This window comes from Variovorax atrisoli, assembly GCF_014195185.1.
GTDB classification, from domain to species: Bacteria; Pseudomonadota; Gammaproteobacteria; order Burkholderiales; family Burkholderiaceae_C; genus Variovorax; species Variovorax atrisoli.
In genome coordinates this window covers 292,795-309,102 of record NZ_JACIBG010000009.1, presented here as the reverse complement: position 1 = coordinate 309,102, position 16,308 = coordinate 292,795, and the positions used below count along the sequence as shown (strand labels likewise).

At 69.2% G+C, this 16,308-nt stretch carries 12 protein-coding genes; 3 read left to right on the top strand and 9 right to left on the bottom strand.

From position 1 onward, the window contains the following. Window positions 1-11 precede the first annotated feature (11 nt). Together FHY06_RS28695 and FHY06_RS28690 are read left to right on the top strand one after the other, a co-directional pair. Complete coding sequence (locus tag FHY06_RS28695; protein WP_184607117.1) at window positions 12-4,076, top strand: translocation/assembly module TamB domain-containing protein; 4,065 nt, start codon at window positions 12-14, stop codon at window positions 4,074-4,076. 227 nt (window positions 4,077-4,303) lie between these two features. Continuing rightward, a complete protein-coding gene (locus FHY06_RS28690) occupies window positions 4,304-4,618 on the top strand; it encodes a hypothetical protein (RefSeq protein WP_019656224.1) in 315 nt (104 codons plus the stop codon). On the opposite strand, the gene FHY06_RS28685 is transcribed toward FHY06_RS28690, so the two are convergent. The 7 genes from FHY06_RS28685 to oxlT all read right to left on the bottom strand — a co-directional run bounded on the left by FHY06_RS28685 (window position 4,563) and on the right by oxlT (window position 12,977). Further along, entirely contained in the window at window positions 4,563-4,811 is a 249-nt protein-coding gene (locus tag FHY06_RS28685; protein WP_019656225.1) for a formate dehydrogenase subunit delta, read from the bottom strand. The two genes, FHY06_RS28690 and FHY06_RS28685, sit on opposite strands and share 56 nt — an antisense overlap. 47 nt (window positions 4,812-4,858) lie before the next feature. Next, on the bottom strand, window positions 4,859-5,683 hold the full coding sequence (gene fdhD, locus FHY06_RS28680; RefSeq protein WP_184607141.1) for a formate dehydrogenase accessory sulfurtransferase FdhD: 825 nt from the start codon (window positions 5,681-5,683) through the stop codon (window positions 4,859-4,861). Window positions 5,684-5,702: 19 nt separating this feature from the next. Further along, the gene (fdhF, locus tag FHY06_RS28675) at window positions 5,703-8,573 is read right to left on the bottom strand and encodes a formate dehydrogenase subunit alpha (RefSeq protein ID WP_019656227.1); all 2,871 of its coding nucleotides are present in this window, start codon (window positions 8,571-8,573) and stop codon (window positions 5,703-5,705) included. Window positions 8,574-8,761: 188 nt separating this feature from the next. After that, complete coding sequence (locus FHY06_RS28670) at window positions 8,762-10,321, bottom strand: formate dehydrogenase beta subunit (RefSeq protein ID WP_184607116.1); 1,560 nt, start codon at window positions 10,319-10,321, stop codon at window positions 8,762-8,764. Continuing rightward, a complete protein-coding gene (locus FHY06_RS28665) occupies window positions 10,318-10,818 on the bottom strand; it encodes a formate dehydrogenase subunit gamma (protein WP_126184640.1) in 501 nt (166 codons plus the stop codon). The genes FHY06_RS28670 and FHY06_RS28665 overlap by 4 nt, the downstream gene beginning before the upstream one ends. 262 nt (window positions 10,819-11,080) lie before the next feature. Beyond that, window positions 11,081-11,569 (bottom strand): gamma carbonic anhydrase family protein, encoded by a 489-nt coding sequence (locus FHY06_RS35105; protein ID WP_132800851.1) that lies wholly within the window; start codon window positions 11,567-11,569, stop codon window positions 11,081-11,083. A 127-nt stretch (window positions 11,570-11,696) separates the two neighbouring features. Next, window positions 11,697-12,977, bottom strand: coding sequence for an oxalate/formate MFS antiporter (gene oxlT, locus FHY06_RS28655; RefSeq protein WP_409327474.1), 1,281 nt, complete (start codon window positions 12,975-12,977; stop codon window positions 11,697-11,699). A gap of 699 nt (window positions 12,978-13,676) precedes the next feature. Between oxlT and FHY06_RS28650 the strand changes: the two genes are divergently transcribed. Then, entirely contained in the window at window positions 13,677-13,841 is a 165-nt protein-coding gene (locus tag FHY06_RS28650) for a hypothetical protein (protein ID WP_019656232.1), read from the top strand. 49 nt (window positions 13,842-13,890) lie between these two features. Here FHY06_RS28650 and FHY06_RS28645 read toward each other — a convergent pair whose 3' ends face one another. Together FHY06_RS28645 and pyk are read right to left on the bottom strand one after the other, a co-directional pair. Continuing rightward, complete coding sequence (locus tag FHY06_RS28645) at window positions 13,891-14,838, bottom strand: LysR family transcriptional regulator (protein ID WP_019656233.1); 948 nt, start codon at window positions 14,836-14,838, stop codon at window positions 13,891-13,893. Between the two features lie 21 nt (window positions 14,839-14,859). Then, a complete protein-coding gene (pyk, locus tag FHY06_RS28640) occupies window positions 14,860-16,278 on the bottom strand; it encodes a pyruvate kinase (protein ID WP_184607114.1) in 1,419 nt (472 codons plus the stop codon). Between the last annotated feature and the right edge of the window lie 30 nt (window positions 16,279-16,308).

Genomic DNA, 16,308 nt, shown 5'->3' with positions numbered 1-16,308 from the left:
GGCACCGCCAGATGCAGACCGACGACCAGTCCACACCGCCATCGCCTCCCCGCCGCTCGCGCGCGCGGCGTGCGATGCGCGCCCTTGCCTGGACGGTCGCCGGCCTGCTGCTGGCAGTGGTGCTGCTGGTCGCCAGCGCATGGTGGTGGCTGGGCTCGAACACCTCGCTCGCCTTCGCGCTCGCCCAGGCGGCGCAACGCCTGCCGGCCGGCCAGACGCTCGAAAGCCGCGACGTGAGCGGCTCGCTGCGCACCGGCGGCCGCATCGGCTGGCTCAAGTACCAGAGCGAGAGCATCGCCGTGGAGGTGAACGACGCCACCATCGGCTGGCAGCTCGCGCCGCTGCTGAAGCGCAGGGTGCAGCTTGGCGAGGTGCATGCGAAGCAGGTGCTGATCGAGAAGCGCGGCCCGCCGAGCGACAAGCCCACCGAGCCGCTCGAACAGCTCGCCCTGCCGATAGAGGTCGAGCTGCCCTTCCGCATCGACGAACTGCGCTGGGCCGGCCCGCCCGTGCTGCAGGCGCTCAATCTCTCGGGCAGCTACAGCTACAAGGCGGCCGAGCATGCGCTCGAGGTCAAGGGCGTGGACATCGCCAGCGGCCACTACAGCGCCCGCGTGAAGCTGCAGGGCCCTGCGCCGATGGCGATCGACGCCGCACTCGACGGCCGCGTGAAGGCGCCCGTGGCCGAGGACCACGACATCGACGTGATGGCCACCGCCACCGTCAAGGGCACGCTCGCCGGCGCCGGTGCGCGCCTGCAGGTGGCGGCAGAGCTGAAGCCTGCCGAGGAGAACGCCGACGCGCCCATGGCGGCGAGCCTGCAGGCGCAGATCGCGCCCTGGCTGCCCCAGCCGGTGATCGACGCGAAGGCCGACCTGCGCAACGTCGACGCGTCGAGCCTGTGGCCCGGCGCACCCGAGACCCGGCTCACCGGCACCGTCGAACTGCAGCCTGATGCCGACACCGGTCCCGCCGCATGGAAGGCCTCGGCCGACATCCGCAACGCCCTGCCCGGCCCATGGGACAAGCAGAAGCTGCCGCTGGAACAGCTGCTGGCCAGGGTCGGCTTCGACGGCACCAACTGGACCCTCTCCGAAGCCACCGTGCGCGCAGGCGGCGGGCGCATCGACGCGGCCGGCAAATGGAGCCCGGCGCCCTCGCCCTGGCAGGCGCAGGCCACCGTGCGCGGCGTGCGGCCCGCGGCGCTCTACAGCGAGCTTTCGGGCGCGCCGGTCAGCGGCCAGCTCAAGGCCGAGCAGAAGGACAGCACCATCGCCTTCGACGCCAGCCTGCGCGCCGAAGGCGGCGGCGCGGGCAGCAAGGCCCTGCCCGGCTTCGCGCTCGACCGCGCGCTGGCACAGGGCCAGTGGAAGGACCAGGTGCTCGACCTGCGCACGCTGCGCATCGATGCGCAACGCGCCAGCATCGACGGCCGCGTACAGGTGCGCGTGGCCGATCAGGCGGCGAGCGGCAAGCTGGCCCTCGCCCTGCCCGGCGGCAGCGCGCAGGTCGAAGGCCGCATCGCGCCCGATGCGGGCAGCGGCGAGGTCTGGGCCGCCATCGACGACGCCGGCACCGTGCAGCGCTGGGTGCAGGGCCTGCCGGGGCTGTCCGGCGTGTTCGGCAATGCGGGCGCCAAGGGTTCCGCGAAGCTCGATGCCAGCTGGCAGGGCGGCTGGCGCACCATCCAGCGCCGGCTCGAGAACCCCAACGCACCCGCTCCGCGAGGCGTCGCCGAGCCCAGCATCAAGGCCGCGCTCGCCGTGCCGCGCCTCGAACTCACCCTGCCCTCCGAGCAGCCCGGCGGAACGGGCACCGATGTCCAGGTGCGCAACCTGCAAGCCGACCTTGCGGGCAGCCTCGCGCAGGCCACGCTCGCGCTGAAGGGCGAGGCCGCCACCGGCACGCAGAAGTTCGACATCGATACCCGCGCCAGCGGCGGCATCGCCGGTGCCGGCCAGTGGCGCGCGGCGCTGGCCAGCCTGAAGCTGCAGGCGCAGGACAGCGCCCGCCCCGGCGCACCATGGGTGCTGGAGCTGGGCCGCGAAGTCACCGCGACCATCCGGACCGCGAGCGGCAACGCGCCGCGCCTCGACGTGGAAGCCTCCGCCGCCTCGGCCACGCTGCGCGGCCCCGTGTCCGGCACGGTGCGCATCGACTGGCAGCCGCTGCGCTTCAGCCAGAGCGGCGCCGCGCCCAACCGCGTGTTCCGCGTGCAGTCCAAGGGCCAGCTGCAGGGCCTGCCGATGGCCTGGGCCGGCGCCTTCGGCGCCAACACGACGCTCGGCGAATACGGCATCAGCGGCGACCTGATGTTCAACGGCGACTGGGACATCGATGCCGGCGACACGCTGCACGCCAAGGCCCGCCTCGCGCGCCAGAGCGGCGACATCCGCGTGCAGGCCGGCGAGGCCGCGCTGGTCACGCGCATCACCAGCACCGGCACGGGCACCGCGAGCGAGCGCACGATGAATTCCGCCTCGGCCAGCGGCGACGCGCCCAGCACGCCGGCCGGCCTGCGCCAGGCCGAGCTGCGCCTGGATGCCGACGGCGACGCGGTGCGCGCCGTTCTCGCCTGGGACAGCGAACGCGCCGGCAAGATCGACGCCGACATCAACACCCGCGTGCAGCAGCGCGCCGGCGGCTGGCAGTGGGCGCCCGACGCACCGCTGGGCGGCAACATCAAGGCCACGCTGCCGAACCTGGGCGTGTGGTCGATGCTCGCGCCGCCGGGCTGGCGCATCGCCGGCACGCTGGACGCCAACGCCACGCTCTCGGGCAACCGCGCCGCGCCGCGCTGGAACGGCACGCTGGGCGCCGACAAGCTCGCGCTGCGCGCGCCCGTCGAAGGGCTGGACCTGCGCGACGGCCGTCTGCGCGCCACGCTCACGGGCGAGCGCGTGGAGATCACCGAATTCACGCTCAAGGGCGGCGCCGGCAGCTCCGCACGCATTGGCGGCCAGAGCGGCAACCGCAGCACCGCAGCGAGCGAGGCCCGCACCGATGGCGGCACGCTCTCGGCCAGCGGCGACCTCAGCTGGGGCCCCGCCGTCGGCGGCGCAACCGGCATCCGCATGGCGGTACAGGGCCAGCTGCGCGCGCTGCGCGTGCTGGTGCGCACCGACCGGCAGGTCACGCTCTCGGGCGACCTGCAGGCGTGGCTGGACAACGGCCAGTTCACCGTGCGCGGCAAGCTCAGGACCGACCGCGCCGTCATCATCCTGCCCGACGAGACCGCGCCCAGCCTGGGCAGCGACGTCGTCGTGCGCTCCGCCGCCAAGGACCGCGAGGCCGCCGAGGCGGCGAAGCGCGAAGCCGCCCGCGCCGACGCGCAGGCCGCAAAGCCGCAGACCGCCAGGCCGCCGGACATCACCGTCGAGTTCGACCTGGGCGACGACTTCGCGGTGCAGGGCCGCGGCATCACCACGCGCCTCGAAGGCAACCTGGAGATCCGCAGCACCCGGCTCGACGCGCCGCCGCGCATCACCGGCGAGGTGAAGACGGTGAAGGGCCAGTACCGCGCCTACGGCCAGCAGCTCGACGTGGAGACCGGCATCGCGCGCTTCAACGGCCCCTTCGACAACCCGGCGCTCGACATCCTCGCCATCCGCCCCAACCTCTCGCAGCGCGCGGGCGTGCAGATCACCGGCACCGCGCAGTCGCCGCGCGTGAAGCTGTATTCGGAGCCGGCGCTGTCGGATGCCGAGACGCTCTCATGGGTCGTCCTGGGCCGCGCCTCGGCCACCAGCGGCGGCGAGTCGGCGCTGCTGCAGCAGGCGGCGCTGTCGCTGCTGGGCAAGATCGGCGGCGCCTCCACCGGCGGCAGCCTCGCCAGCCGCTTCGGCCTCGACGAACTGGGCTTCAAGGGCCCGGGCGACGGCGGCGATCTGCGCGAGTCGGCAGTGACCCTGGGCAAGCGCCTCTCGAAGGACTTCTACATCACCTACGAACGCAGCATCGGCGGCACCTTCGGCACGCTCTTCATCTTCTACGACCTGACAACGCGCCTCACCCTGCGCGGCCAGGCCGGCCAGACCAGCGGCCTCGACCTGATCTACACCGTCAAGTACGACTGAAGCGGGGTCGGGAGCGGGCGAGGACAGCGAGCGCAGAAGAAATACAAAAGCTGCGCAGAGGTCGCAAGAGAAACCCAAAACACTTTTTGGTTTTTCTTTCGCGACCTTCGCGCAACCTTCGCGCCCTCTGCATCCGCTGTCCGCTCCCGCTCCAAGACTTCGGCCTTGACCCGCGTCTTGCGCGCGTGATAAGAACCGTCCCTCGCCTTCACCGAGGAGCGACCACGATGAAAAGAGTTGGAGACAAGGGCGAGAGCCTTCGGGAATTTCCAGAAAGCTCTCGGACATCCGCCCCGCCGGGGCTCTCGCGCATCGCCCTCACGCGCGGTGCGCTGCGCGGCACGATCGCGCTGATCGCGGGCCTCGCGCTCGTGGCGTCCATTCCCTACTGGGGCGGCATGCACTTCCCCGTCACCAGCCTCGTGATCTACGTCGCAGGCATGGTGTTCGTCGCGATGCCGCTGTGCCTCTACTACGAGTCGCTGCTCATGGCGCAGGCAGCAGCGTCGCCCGATGGCTGCGAAGCGCCGATGCCACGATAGGCATCAGCTGCGGCGTCCTGCCCGCATCGAAATCGCGCAGCAGCTGGATGCGCATGCTCGGCGCCCAGAACGACTTCAGGTGCGCCGCGATGGCCTGCGTGGCCGCGCCCGCGTCGCTGGGCGATTGCGCCTGGAAGAAGCTGCCGATCTGGTTGGCCATCTTCACGAGTTGCGCCGATTGATCGTGCTCCATGTGGCTTCCGGAAAGTTGTGGGTGGCGTTGAAAGAGGAAAAAGAGGCTCAGCGCAGCCGCTGAGCGTGGCTGTACACGCCGAGGTCCTGCTGCCGCACGAAGCCCACCAGCGTGAGGCCCGCGCGCTGCGCGGTGGCCACCGCGAACGACGTCGGCGCCGACACCGCGGCGAGCAGCGGCGCGCCGGCCATCGCGGCCTTCTGGACCATCTCGAAGCTCGCGCGGCTGGTAACGGCGATGAAGCCGGCCGATGCATCGACGTCGTTGGCCGCGAGCGCACCCACCAGCTTGTCGAGCGCGTTGTGGCGGCCCACGTCCTCGCGCAGCCACATCACCTCGCCGTCGGCCGAGCACCATGCCGCGGCGTGTACCGCGCCGGTGGCCTCCTGCAAGGTCTGCTGCGAGGGCAGCTGCAACATCGCGCGGGCGATGGCCTCGCGCTCGAAGCGTACGGCCACGTCGTCCCGCAGCACGGGGATCTCGCGCGACACCTGCGTCAGGCTCTCGGTGCCGCACAGGCCGCAGCCGGTGCGTCCGGCCATCGAGCGGCGGCGCTGCTTCAGGCGCGCGAAGGCCGCGCCCGACACCTGCATGTGCACCGTGAAGCCCAGCGCCGACTGCTCGGCTTCCACCGCATAGAGCTCGTGCGCCGCATCGAGGATGCCCTCGCCCAGCGAGAAGCCGAGCGCGAAGTCTTCCAGGTCGAGCGGTGTAGCGAGCATCACCGCGTGCGAGATGCCGTTGTATTCGAGCGCCACCGGCACTTCCTCGGCCACCCAGTCCTGCACGTCGAAGGGCCGGCCACCGCGTACGCCGCGCACGGGCAGCAGCTGCGCGCCTTCGCAGAAGCGGACGGTGTCGGCGGCCTGCATGGTCATGCGCGGTGCATCCTCACTTGGCCGGCACCGTCTCGTTGCCGTGCTGCGAGGCGGCGGCGAGCAGGTCGTGCTGCTTCCGGTTGAAGCGGCTGTACTCCTGCTGCCAGGCCGAGGGCTGCATCACCGGCGTCACCTGCACCGCGGTGACCTTGTACTCGGGGCAGTTGGTGGCCCAGTCGGAGTTGTCGGTGGTGATCACGTTCGCGCCCGACTCGGGGAAGTGGAAGGTGGTGTAGACCACGCCCGGCTGCATGCGCTCGGACACCGTGGCGCGCAGCACCGTCTCGCCCGCGCGGCTCTGGATGCCGACCCAGTCGCCTTCCTTCACGCCGCGCTCCTCGGCGTCATGAGGATGGATTTCCAGGCGATCCTCGCTGTGCCACTGGTTGTTCTCGGTGCGCCGCGTCTGCGCGCCCACGTTGTACTGCGAGAGGATGCGCCCGGTGGTCAACAGCAGCGGGAACCGGCGCGTCACCTTCTCGTCGGTCGCCACGTACTGCGTGACGATGAACTTGCCCTTGCCGCGAACGAAGCGGTCGATGTGCATGGTGGGCGTGCCTTCGGGCGCGTTCTCGTTGCAGGGCCACTGGATGCTGCCGAGCTCGTCGAGGCGCTTGTAGCTCACCCCGCGGAAGGTGGGCGTGAGTGCGGCGATCTCGTCCATGATCTCCTCGGGGCTCTCGTAGTCCATCGGGTAGCCGAGGGCCTGCGCGAGCTTCACCGTCACCTCCCAGTCGGCGAGGCCGGCCTTGGGCGGCATCACCTTGCGCACGCGCGAGATGCGGCGCTCGGCGTTGGTGAAGGTGCCGTCCTTCTCGAGGAAGGAGGAGCCCGGCAGGAACACATGCGCGTACTTGGCGGTCTCGTTGAGGAAGATGTCCTGCACCACCACGCATTCCATGGCCATCATCGCGGCGGCCACGTGCTGCGTGTTGGGGTCGGACTGCACGATGTCCTCGCCTTCGCAGTAGAGGCCCTTGAAGCTGCCGCCGATCGCGGCGTCGAACATGTTGGGAATGCGCAGCCCCGGCTCGGGGTCGATCGGCACGCCCCAGGCGGCCTCGAACGAAGAGCGCGTGGTGCTGTCCGACACATGCCGGTAGCCCGGCAGCTCGTGCGGGAAGGAGCCCATGTCGCAGGAGCCCTGCACGTTGTTCTGGCCGCGCAGCGGGTTCACGCCCACGCCCTCGCGGCCGACGTTGCCGGTGACCATCGCGAGGTTCGCGATGCCCATCACCGTCGTCGAGCCCTGGCTGTGCTCGGTCACGCCCAGGCCGTAGTAGATGGCGGCATTGCCGCCGGTGGCGAAGAGCCGCGCGGCCGCGCGCATCTCGGCGGCCGGCACGCCGGTCACCGCCTCGGTGGCCTCGGGCGACTGCTCGGGGCGTTCGACGTACGACTTCCACTCCTTGAAAGAAGCGGTGTCGCAGCGCTCGGCCACGAACTCGTCGGCCATCAGCCCCTCGGTCACGATGACGTGCGCCAGCGCCGTGACCACCGCCACGTTGGTGCCGGGGCGCAGCTGCAGGTGGTGCGCCGCCTCGATGTGCGGCGACTTCACGATGTCGATGCGGCGCGGGTCGACCACGATCAGCTTCGCGCCCTGGCGCAGCCGCTTCTTCATGCGCGAGGCGAACACCGGGTGGCCGTCGGTCGGGTTGGCACCGATCACCATGATCACGTCGGCCTTGTCCACCGAGGCGAAGGTCTGCGTACCCGCCGATTCGCCCAGCGTCTGCTTCAGGCCGTAGCCAGTGGGCGAATGGCACACGCGCGCGCAGGTGTCGACGTTGTTGTTGCCGAAGGCGGCGCGCACCAGCTTCTGCACGAGGTAGGTCTCCTCGTTGGTGCAGCGCGAGGAGGTGATGCCGCCGATGGAATCGCGGCCGTACTTGGCCTGCAGGCGCTTGAACTCGCTCGCGGCGTAGTTGAGCGCGGTCTCCCAGCTCACCTCCTGCCACGGGTCGCTGATGTTCTTGCGGATCATCGGCTTGAGCATGCGGTCCTGGTGCGTGGCGTAGCCCCAGGCGAAGCGGCCCTTGACGCAGGAGTGGCCCTCGTTGGCCTTGCCGTCCTTCCACGGCACCATGCGCACCACTTCATTGCCCTTCATCTCGGCCTTGAAGGCGCAGCCCACGCCGCAGTAGGCGCAGGTGGTGATCACGCTGTGCTCGGGCTGGCCGAGCCAGATCACCGACTTCTCCTGCAGCGTGGCGGTGGGGCAGGCCTCGACGCAGGCGCCGCAGCTCACGCATTCCGAGTCCATGAAGGCCTCGTCCTGGCCCGGCGACACGCGCGACTCGAAGCCGCGGCCGCTGATGGTCAGCGCGAAGGTGCCCTGCGTTTCCTCGCAGGCGCGCACGCAGCGGTTGCATACGATGCACTTCGACGGGTCGTAGCTGAAGTAGGGGTTCGACTCGTCCTTCTCGCTCTTCAGGTGGTTGGCGCCGTCGAAGCCGTAGCGCACGTTGCGCAGGCCGGTCACGCCCGCCATGTCCTGCAGCTCGCAGTTGCCGTTGGCCGAGCAGGTGAGGCAGTCCAGCGGATGGTCGGAGATGTAGAGCTCCATCACGCCCTTGCGCAGCTCCTGCAGCTTCGGCGTCTGCGTGCGCACCTTCATGCCGGCCTCGGCGGGCGTGGTGCACGAGGCCGGGAAGCCCCGCCGCCCCTCGATCTCGACCAGGCACAACCGGCACGAGCCGAAGGGCTCCAGGCTGTCGGTGGCGCAGAGCTTGGGCACCTGGATGCCCGCATCCACCGCCGCGCGCATCAGCGATGTGCCCGCGGGCACCGTGACTTCGTTGCCGTCGATCTCCAGCGTCACCTCGCGCTCCGATTCGCGCCTGGGGGTGCCGTAGTCGATGTCCTTGAGATGGTCCAACATGTCTTTAGCTTTCTCTCTGATCTGGCAATTCACCACGGCCGTGCGAAGCGCGAACCGGCTCCCTCACACCTGCGGCGCCCGCCCCTGGGTCGCGGAACACCGTGGAACCGGCTTTGCCGGGCCACCGGTGTTGCCCTCTCGAGGGGGAGGCAGCTACACGAAGTGAGCAGGCGACGGGGGCGGGCATGTCACGCAGCCTTGCGATCGGGCGTTTCGATGCCGAAGTCCTGCGGGAAATGGTCGAGTGCCGAAAGCACCGGGAACGGCGTCATGCCGCCCATGGCGCACAACGAGCCGTGGACCATCGTGTCGCACAGGTCGCGCAGCAGCATCACCTGCTGCGGGCGGTTCTGGTTGCCGCGGATCTTGTCGATGACCTCCACGCCGCGGGTCGAGCCGATGCGGCAGGGCGTGCACTTGCCGCAGGATTCGAGCGCGCAGAACTCCATGGCGTAGCGCGCGAGCTTCGAGAGGTCGGCCGTGTCGTCGTGCACCACGATGCCGCCGTGGCCCACTGTGCCGCCGACGGCCGCGTAGGCCTCGTAGTCGAGCGGCAGGTCCCACTTCGATTCGGGCAGGTACGCGCCCAGCGGGCCGCCGACCTGCACCGCCTTGATAGGCCGGCCAGAGGCCGAACCGCCGCCGTAGTCGTAGAGCAGCTCGCGCAGCGTGACGCCGAATGCCTTCTCGACCAGGCCGCCGTACCTGATGTTGCCGGCCAGCTGCATCGGCAGCGTGCCGCGCGAGCGGCCCACGCCGTAGTCGCGGTAGAAGGCCGCGCCGCGCGCGAGGATCAGCGGCACGCTCGCCAGCGTGATGACGTTGTTGATGAGCGTCGGCCGCCCGAACAGCCCCTCGATGGCCGGCAGCGGCGGCTTGGCGCGCACGATGCCGCGCTTGCCTTCCAGGCTCTCGAGCAGCGCCGTCTCTTCTCCGCACACGTACGAGCCCGCGCCCTTTCGCACTTCGAGCGAGAAGCGCTTGCCCGAACGCAGGATGTTGTCGCCGAGAAAGCCCGCAGCCTCGGCAACGCGGATGGCCTCGTTCAGCGTCGCGATCGCATGCGGGTACTCGGAACGCACGTAGATGTAGCCCTTCGTCGCGCCGGTGGCCAGGCCCGCGATGGTCATGCCCTCGATCAGCATGAAGGGGTCGCCCTCCATCGTCATGCGGTCGGAGAAGGTGCCCGAGTCGCCCTCGTCGGCATTGCAGACGATGTACTTCTGCGCCGCCGCCGTGCCCAGCACCGTCTTCCACTTGATGCCCGCCGGAAAGGCCGCGCCGCCGCGCCCGCGCAGGCCGGAGTCGAGCACCTGCTGCACGATCTCGCCGGGCTCGAGCGCCAGCGCACGGCGCAGGCCGGCGAAGCCTTCGTAGGCCTGGTAGTCGGTGAGCGAGACCGGGTCGGTGATGCCCATGCGCGAGAAGGTCAGGCGCTCCTGCTTCTTCAAGTACGGGATCTCCTCTGTCGGACCGAGCGCGAGCGGATGCCTGCCGCCGGTGAGGAAGCCGGCGTCGAACAGGCCCGCCACGTCGTCGGGCGTCACCGGCCCGTAGGCGATGCGGCCTGCGGGCGTGTTCACCTCCACCAGCGGCTCGAACCAGAACATGCCGCGCGAGCCGTTGCGCACGATCTCGAGCATCAGCCCGCGCGCGGCCGCTTCCTTGGCGATGCGCCGGGCCACGCTGTCGGCTCCGACGGCGAGCGCGGCCGAGTCGCGCGGAACGTAGACGGTGATGGTGCTCATGGGGCGACCTGCGCGAGGAGCGCGTCGAACGTGCGGGGTGTCACGCGCGCGTGCGGCTGGTCGTCCAGCGTCATCGCAGGCGAGGAGGCGCACAGGCCGAGGCAGAAGGCCGGCTCCAGCGTGAAGGCGCCGTCCTTCGTGGTGCCGTGCGCGCTGCAGCCCAGCCGCAGTTCGGCATGGGCCAGCAGCGCATCGGCGCCCATCGACTGGCACGCCTCGGCGCGGCAGATCTGGATCACGTGGCGGCCGGCGGGCGCGCTGCGGAAGTGGTGGTAGTAGGTGACCACGCCGTGCACCTCGGCGCGCGAGAGGTTCTGCGCCTCGGCGATGACCGGCACCGCGTTCGCGGGAATGTGGCCGAGCGCGTCCTGCACGTCGTGCAGTATCGGCAGCAGCGCGCCGGGTTCGTTCTCGTGCGCCTGCAGGATGCGCCGCACCGTGGCGAGCTCTTGCGTCTCGTCCCCCTGCTGCGCCTGCTGAACCTGTTCTTGTCTCATGGTCCGTCCGATCTGCTCCGCCGCTGCATGAAGCCTCGGGGGCCTGCAGGCGGAGCTGGTTTCATCGTGGTTCCGTCACGGGCCCGGCGTCTCGAATTCGACGCGAATCCCGTGGTGGTCCGCTTGGGGACCAATGTCGATGAATCGGGCGTCGGGGGCCTTGACACAAGTCAATTTCCGCCGAAACAGGCACGGTGCCAATGCGCACAAACCCTGCGGGCGTGCAGGGTTCGCAAGGACCGCAAGAACTGTCGGAAAGACCCTAGCGGGCGGCGGCTTCGCGCGCCCTGCGCAGCTGCGCTTGCGCCTCTTCGTCGCTCACCTCGCCGGCGACCTTCGCGGGGCGGCCCGCGATGCGCGAACGGTCGGGAAAGACCTTGCCTTCGGTGAGCAGCGAACCGGGCTCAACGATGCAGCCGCGGCCCACCACCGAGCCGTTGAGCGCGACGGTGTTCTCGCCGATGGCGGCGCCGTCCCCCACGGTGCAGCCGTGCAGCATCACGTGCGGGCCCACCGTCACGTCGGCGCCGATGGTGAGCGGGAAGCCGGGGTCGGCATGCAGCATCACTCCCGCCTCCACCTGGCTGCCGCGGCCGACGGTGATGGGCTCGTTGTCGCCGCGCAGCACCGAGTGCGCGCCGATTCGGCTGCCGGCCGCGAGCACGACCTGGCCGATCACGCTGGCGCTCTCGGCCACGCGGGCGCTGGCGTCGATGGCCGGTTCATGCGCATCAAGTCGGTAGATCGTCACTGCAAAGGCTCCTGTTCATCGGCAAAAGGCCCCGCCATCTTCATGGCGGGGCCGTGTGTGAGGGAAGACGGCTTGTGCGGATGGTACCGGTGCAGGCGCTTCGCGTGGTGTCCAGGTGTTCTCCGACCTAGTCGGCGCGGCTAGCCTCGATTTGCCTGCGGCGCATCGGCCGCAGCACGAACCAGGCCATCAGCGCCGCGAGCGCGTTGACCGCGCTGGCCGCGATGAAGACGGCCTGCCAGCTGCCGGTGGAGGCAGCCAGCACGCTCGACAAGGGCACCAGCAGCGAGGCCGTGCCCTTGGCGGTGTAGAGCATGCCGGCGTTGGAGGCCGCGTACTTCGATCCGAAGGTGTCGGCGCAGGTCGAGGGGAACAGGCTGTAGATCTCGCCCCAGGCGAAGAACACGATGCCCGTGAGGATCACGAACAGCAGCGGGTTCTGGCCGTAGTGGTAGAGCATCAGGATGCCGACCGACTCGATCGCGAAGGCGATGAACATGGTCTGCTCGCGGCCGATCTTGTCCGACACCCATCCGAAGAAGGGCCGCGTGAGGCCGTTGAGCACGCGGTCGATGGCCAGCGCGAAGGTCAGCGCGGGCAGCACCAGGCCCATGATGTTGACCGGCACGTCGATGATCTTGAAGTCCTTCGCGATGGGCGCGAGCTGCGCGGTGGCCATCAGGCCGCCGGCCGCCACCATCACGAACATCGCGTACATCACCCAGAACACCGGCGAGCGCAGCACCTCGGAGGGCGCGTAGTCGCGGCGCGACTGCTGCACGTTGCGGGTGCCGGACGACTTCGCATGGTCCGGTGCGCGGGTCAGCAGCCATGCGAGCAGGAACACGATCAGCCCCTGCCCGATCCCGAAGTACAGGAAGGCCGCCTCGTAGCCGCTGGACTTGATCATCGCAGAGATCGGGATGATCGTGAGCGCGGAGCCGGCACCGAAGCCCGCCGCGGTCATGCCTGCCGCGAGGCCGCGCCGGTCGGGGAACCACTTGAGCGCATTGCCCACGCAGGTGCCGTAGACCGCACCCGCGCCGATGCCGCCGATGGCCGCAGCGACGTACAGCATCGCGAGCGAATCGGCGAACGAGTTGAGCACCCAGCCCACGCCGCACAGCACGCCGCCCACCAGCACCACAGGACGCGGACCGAAGCGGTCGACGAGATAGCCCTCGATGGGCACGAGCCAGGTTTCGGTAAGGACGAAGATGGTGAACGCGACCTGGATCGCGGCGCGGCTCCAGCCGTGCTTGTCGGCGATCGGATTGACGAAGAGCGTCCAGCCGTACTGCAGGTTCGCGATCATCGCCATGCAGACGATGCCGATGAGCAGCTGACCCCATCGATACGCCTCGGATCGGGTCGCGCTGGCGCCATAGGTTTCGGACGGAGGGTACATCGCGGGGTTGGAACCTGCGATCGTTGAGGTGGGCCGAGTCATGGAGTTGTCCTTGGTGTTTTCGTTGAAATCCGACAGGCTGCAAAGCTGAGCAATCAGTCGAGCGATCTGTGCGCATCGACGGGCGACGAGGCTTCGTTGACATCGATACACGGCATGGGAATCACCAGTTGTCTGCGCGTGGATGACTGTCGGACCGAGCGAGTCAAAAACTCTTGACCTCAGTCAAGTTCACACGAATCGCGCTCTCTCGAAACCCCCGTGATATCCCTAGCACAGGCAGTGCATCGAATCGCTGCTTGCACGACGCGCGATCACGCCGATGAACGCAGGTGCAATGAGCAGTGGCATCGGCACGCATCGCACGATGCGCGGTGCATGACGGATGAGGAATCGATGATGCGATTTCGATGATCCATGCGTGATGCATGGCATGTGCTGCCGATCGATCTCGCGATGTTCTTCAGCGGCCTCGACGATGGCTTTGGCGCGCGTCGTGCGATCTGCGCGCGTGCGTGCGAATGGCTCTGGCAGCCGAAGTTCGCACGCAGGAAGGGAATCTGTCCGACACCGAAAAAATTGACCTGGGTCAAGAAACGCAAAAATCGCGTTTGCCCTCGTCTAGGGTAAACCCTAAAATTCAGGGTAATCCCTTCGGTCTTTCCGATTCAGTTTCAGATTCTTTTTTGGAGCAAGCAAATGAGCCACACCACCCTCGATTCCAACGCGCTGCGCGCCCCCGCCTCTTCGTCGACCGCCGGCAACGTCATGCGCGAGCTGTTCGCCGTGATGCCCATCGTGATCTTCTACAAGGCCGCACGCGCCGCGCTGATGCAGCGCCGCTCGTCGTTCGTGCAGCGCTGAACAGCCGCACGCCGCAGCACATCAAGCCCCCGCAAGGAGCGCGCGCGAGTCACTCGCCGCGCTCTTTTTCATTGGGGCACTCGAAGGGAACGATCTGCGAGATCAACGCGGGCCCGTCGCTCAGCAGGAAGTCCTTGAAGGCCTGCGCCACCGGCGGCAGCCGCTTGCTGCGGCGATGCACCACGTACCAGTTGAGCATCAGCGGAAAGCCTTCCACGTCGAGCACGCAGAGGCTGCCCGTGCGCAGTTCCTGGCTCACGGTGTGGGCCGACACGAAGCTCACGCCCATGCCTGCGATCACCGCCTGCTTGATGGTCTCGGTGCTGCGTATCTCCATCGCGACGTTGATGCCGCTCAGGTCGCCGCCGAAGCCGTCCTCCATCGAGTGCCAGGTGTCGGACGCCTTCTCGCGCACCACGAAGGGCTCGCGCATCAGCCGCGCCCGCGGGATGTTTCTCTCTCGTGCCAGCGGATGGCCGGGCGCCGCGACGATCACGTAGGGGTGCGGCGCGAAGGGCTGGTTGACGGTGTCGAGGTCGGTGGGCGGGCGCACCATGATCGCGAGGTCCGTGAGGTTCTCGGCGATATGGGTCAGGAGCCCCGCGCGGTTGTGCACGGTGAAGTTCAGCGTCACGCCCTGATGGCGGCTCGCGAACTCCACCAGCAGGCGCGGGAAGAAGTAGTCGCCCGCGCTGATCACGCCCACGTTGAGCTTGCCGCCGGAGACGCCCTTGAACTGCATCATCGCGTTCTCGGCCGCCTCGAACTGCTGGATGATCGATCGGCTGATCTGCAGCAGCTCATTGCCCGCGGGCGTGAGGTAGATCTTCTTGCCGAACTGCTCGAAGAGCGCGTTGTCCGCATGCTCCTCGAGCTTGCGCACCTGCGTGGAGACCGCAGGCTGCGTGAGGTGAAGCTCCTCGGCCGCGCGCGAGAAGCTCAGCAGCCGCGCCACCGCCTCGAAGACCTTCAGCTGGCGCAAGGTCGCATGCTTCATCGCAACTGCCAGCAACAGCGCTCAGCGCGGTATCCGGGCCACGTGCAGCAGGTTGGTGGTGCCCGATTGCCCGAAGGGAAGGCCCGCCACCACCACCACGTCGTCGCCTTCCTTCGCGAATCCCTCGGCGCGTGCCGTTCGGCAGGCGCACTCGATCATCTCCGCCACGTCGCGCACGTCGTCGACGAGCACCGCATGCACACCCCACACCATCGCCATGCGCCGCGCGGCGGCCAGGTCGGGCGTGAGGCTCAGGATGGGCACGGCCGGGCGCTCGCGCGCCGCGCGCAGGCTCGTGAAGCCCGACGAGGTATAGGTCACGGTGGCGGCCGGCGCGAGCAGCGACGCCACCTGGCGCATCGATGCGCACACGGCATCGGCCGTGGTCGACAGCGCCGCGTCGTGCGTGGCGTCGATGCCCGCGCGGTAGGACGGATCGGCCTCCACCCGCTCGACGATGCGGTCCATCATCGCCACCGCCTCCAGCGGGTACCTGCCCGAGGCCGACTCGGCCGAGAGCATCACCGCGTCGACGCCGTCGTACACGGCGGTCGCCACGTCCGACACCTCCGCACGCGTGGGCACCGGCGAGGCGATCATCGATTCGAGCATCTGCGTGGCCACCACCACCGGCTTTCCGCGCCTGCGGCAGGCGCGCACGATCAGCCGCTGGAGCTCCGGCACCTGCTCGGGCGGCAGCTCCACGCCGAGGTCGCCGCGCGCCACCATGATGCCGTCGCACAACGACACGATCGCATCCAGGTGCTCGATGGCGGCGGGCTTCTCCAGCTTGGCCATGATCCAGGCACGCGCGCCGACGATGGCGCGCGCCTCCTCGATGTCCTCGGGCCGCTGCACGAAGGAGAGCGCGACCCAGTCCACGCCCATCGACAGGCCGAAGGCCAGGTCTTCGCGGTCCTTCGGCGTGAGCGGCGAGATCGGCAGCAGCACGCTCGGTACGTTGACCCCCTTGCGGTCGGAGACGGGTCCTCCGACCAGCACCGTGGTCTCGGCGAAGTCGTTGCCGTGGCTGTCCACGCGCAGGCGCAGCTTGCCGTCGTCGAGCAGCAGCTCGGTGCCGTCCTGCAGCGCCGCGAAGATTTCCGGATGCGGCAGCGGCGCGCGGCGTGCGTTGCCTGCGGCCTCGTCCATGTCGAGCCGGAAGCGCGTGCCCGCATCGAGGTGCGCCCGCCCGCCCTCGAAGCTGCCCAGCCTCAGCTTGGGCCCCTGCAGGTCGAGCAGAATGCCGATGGGCCTGCCGTGTTCTTTCTCGAGGCGGCGGATGGTCTCGATGCGCCGTGCATGGTCGTGCTGCGTGCCGTGGCTCAGGTTGAGCCGGAACACGTCCACGCCCCGGCCGAACAGCGCACGGATGGCCTGCTCGTCGCTGGTGGCAGGACCGAGGGTGGCGACGATCTTCGCGCTGCGCGTGCGTCTCATCGAACCACCTCGGAACCTGGGGCCTTGCTC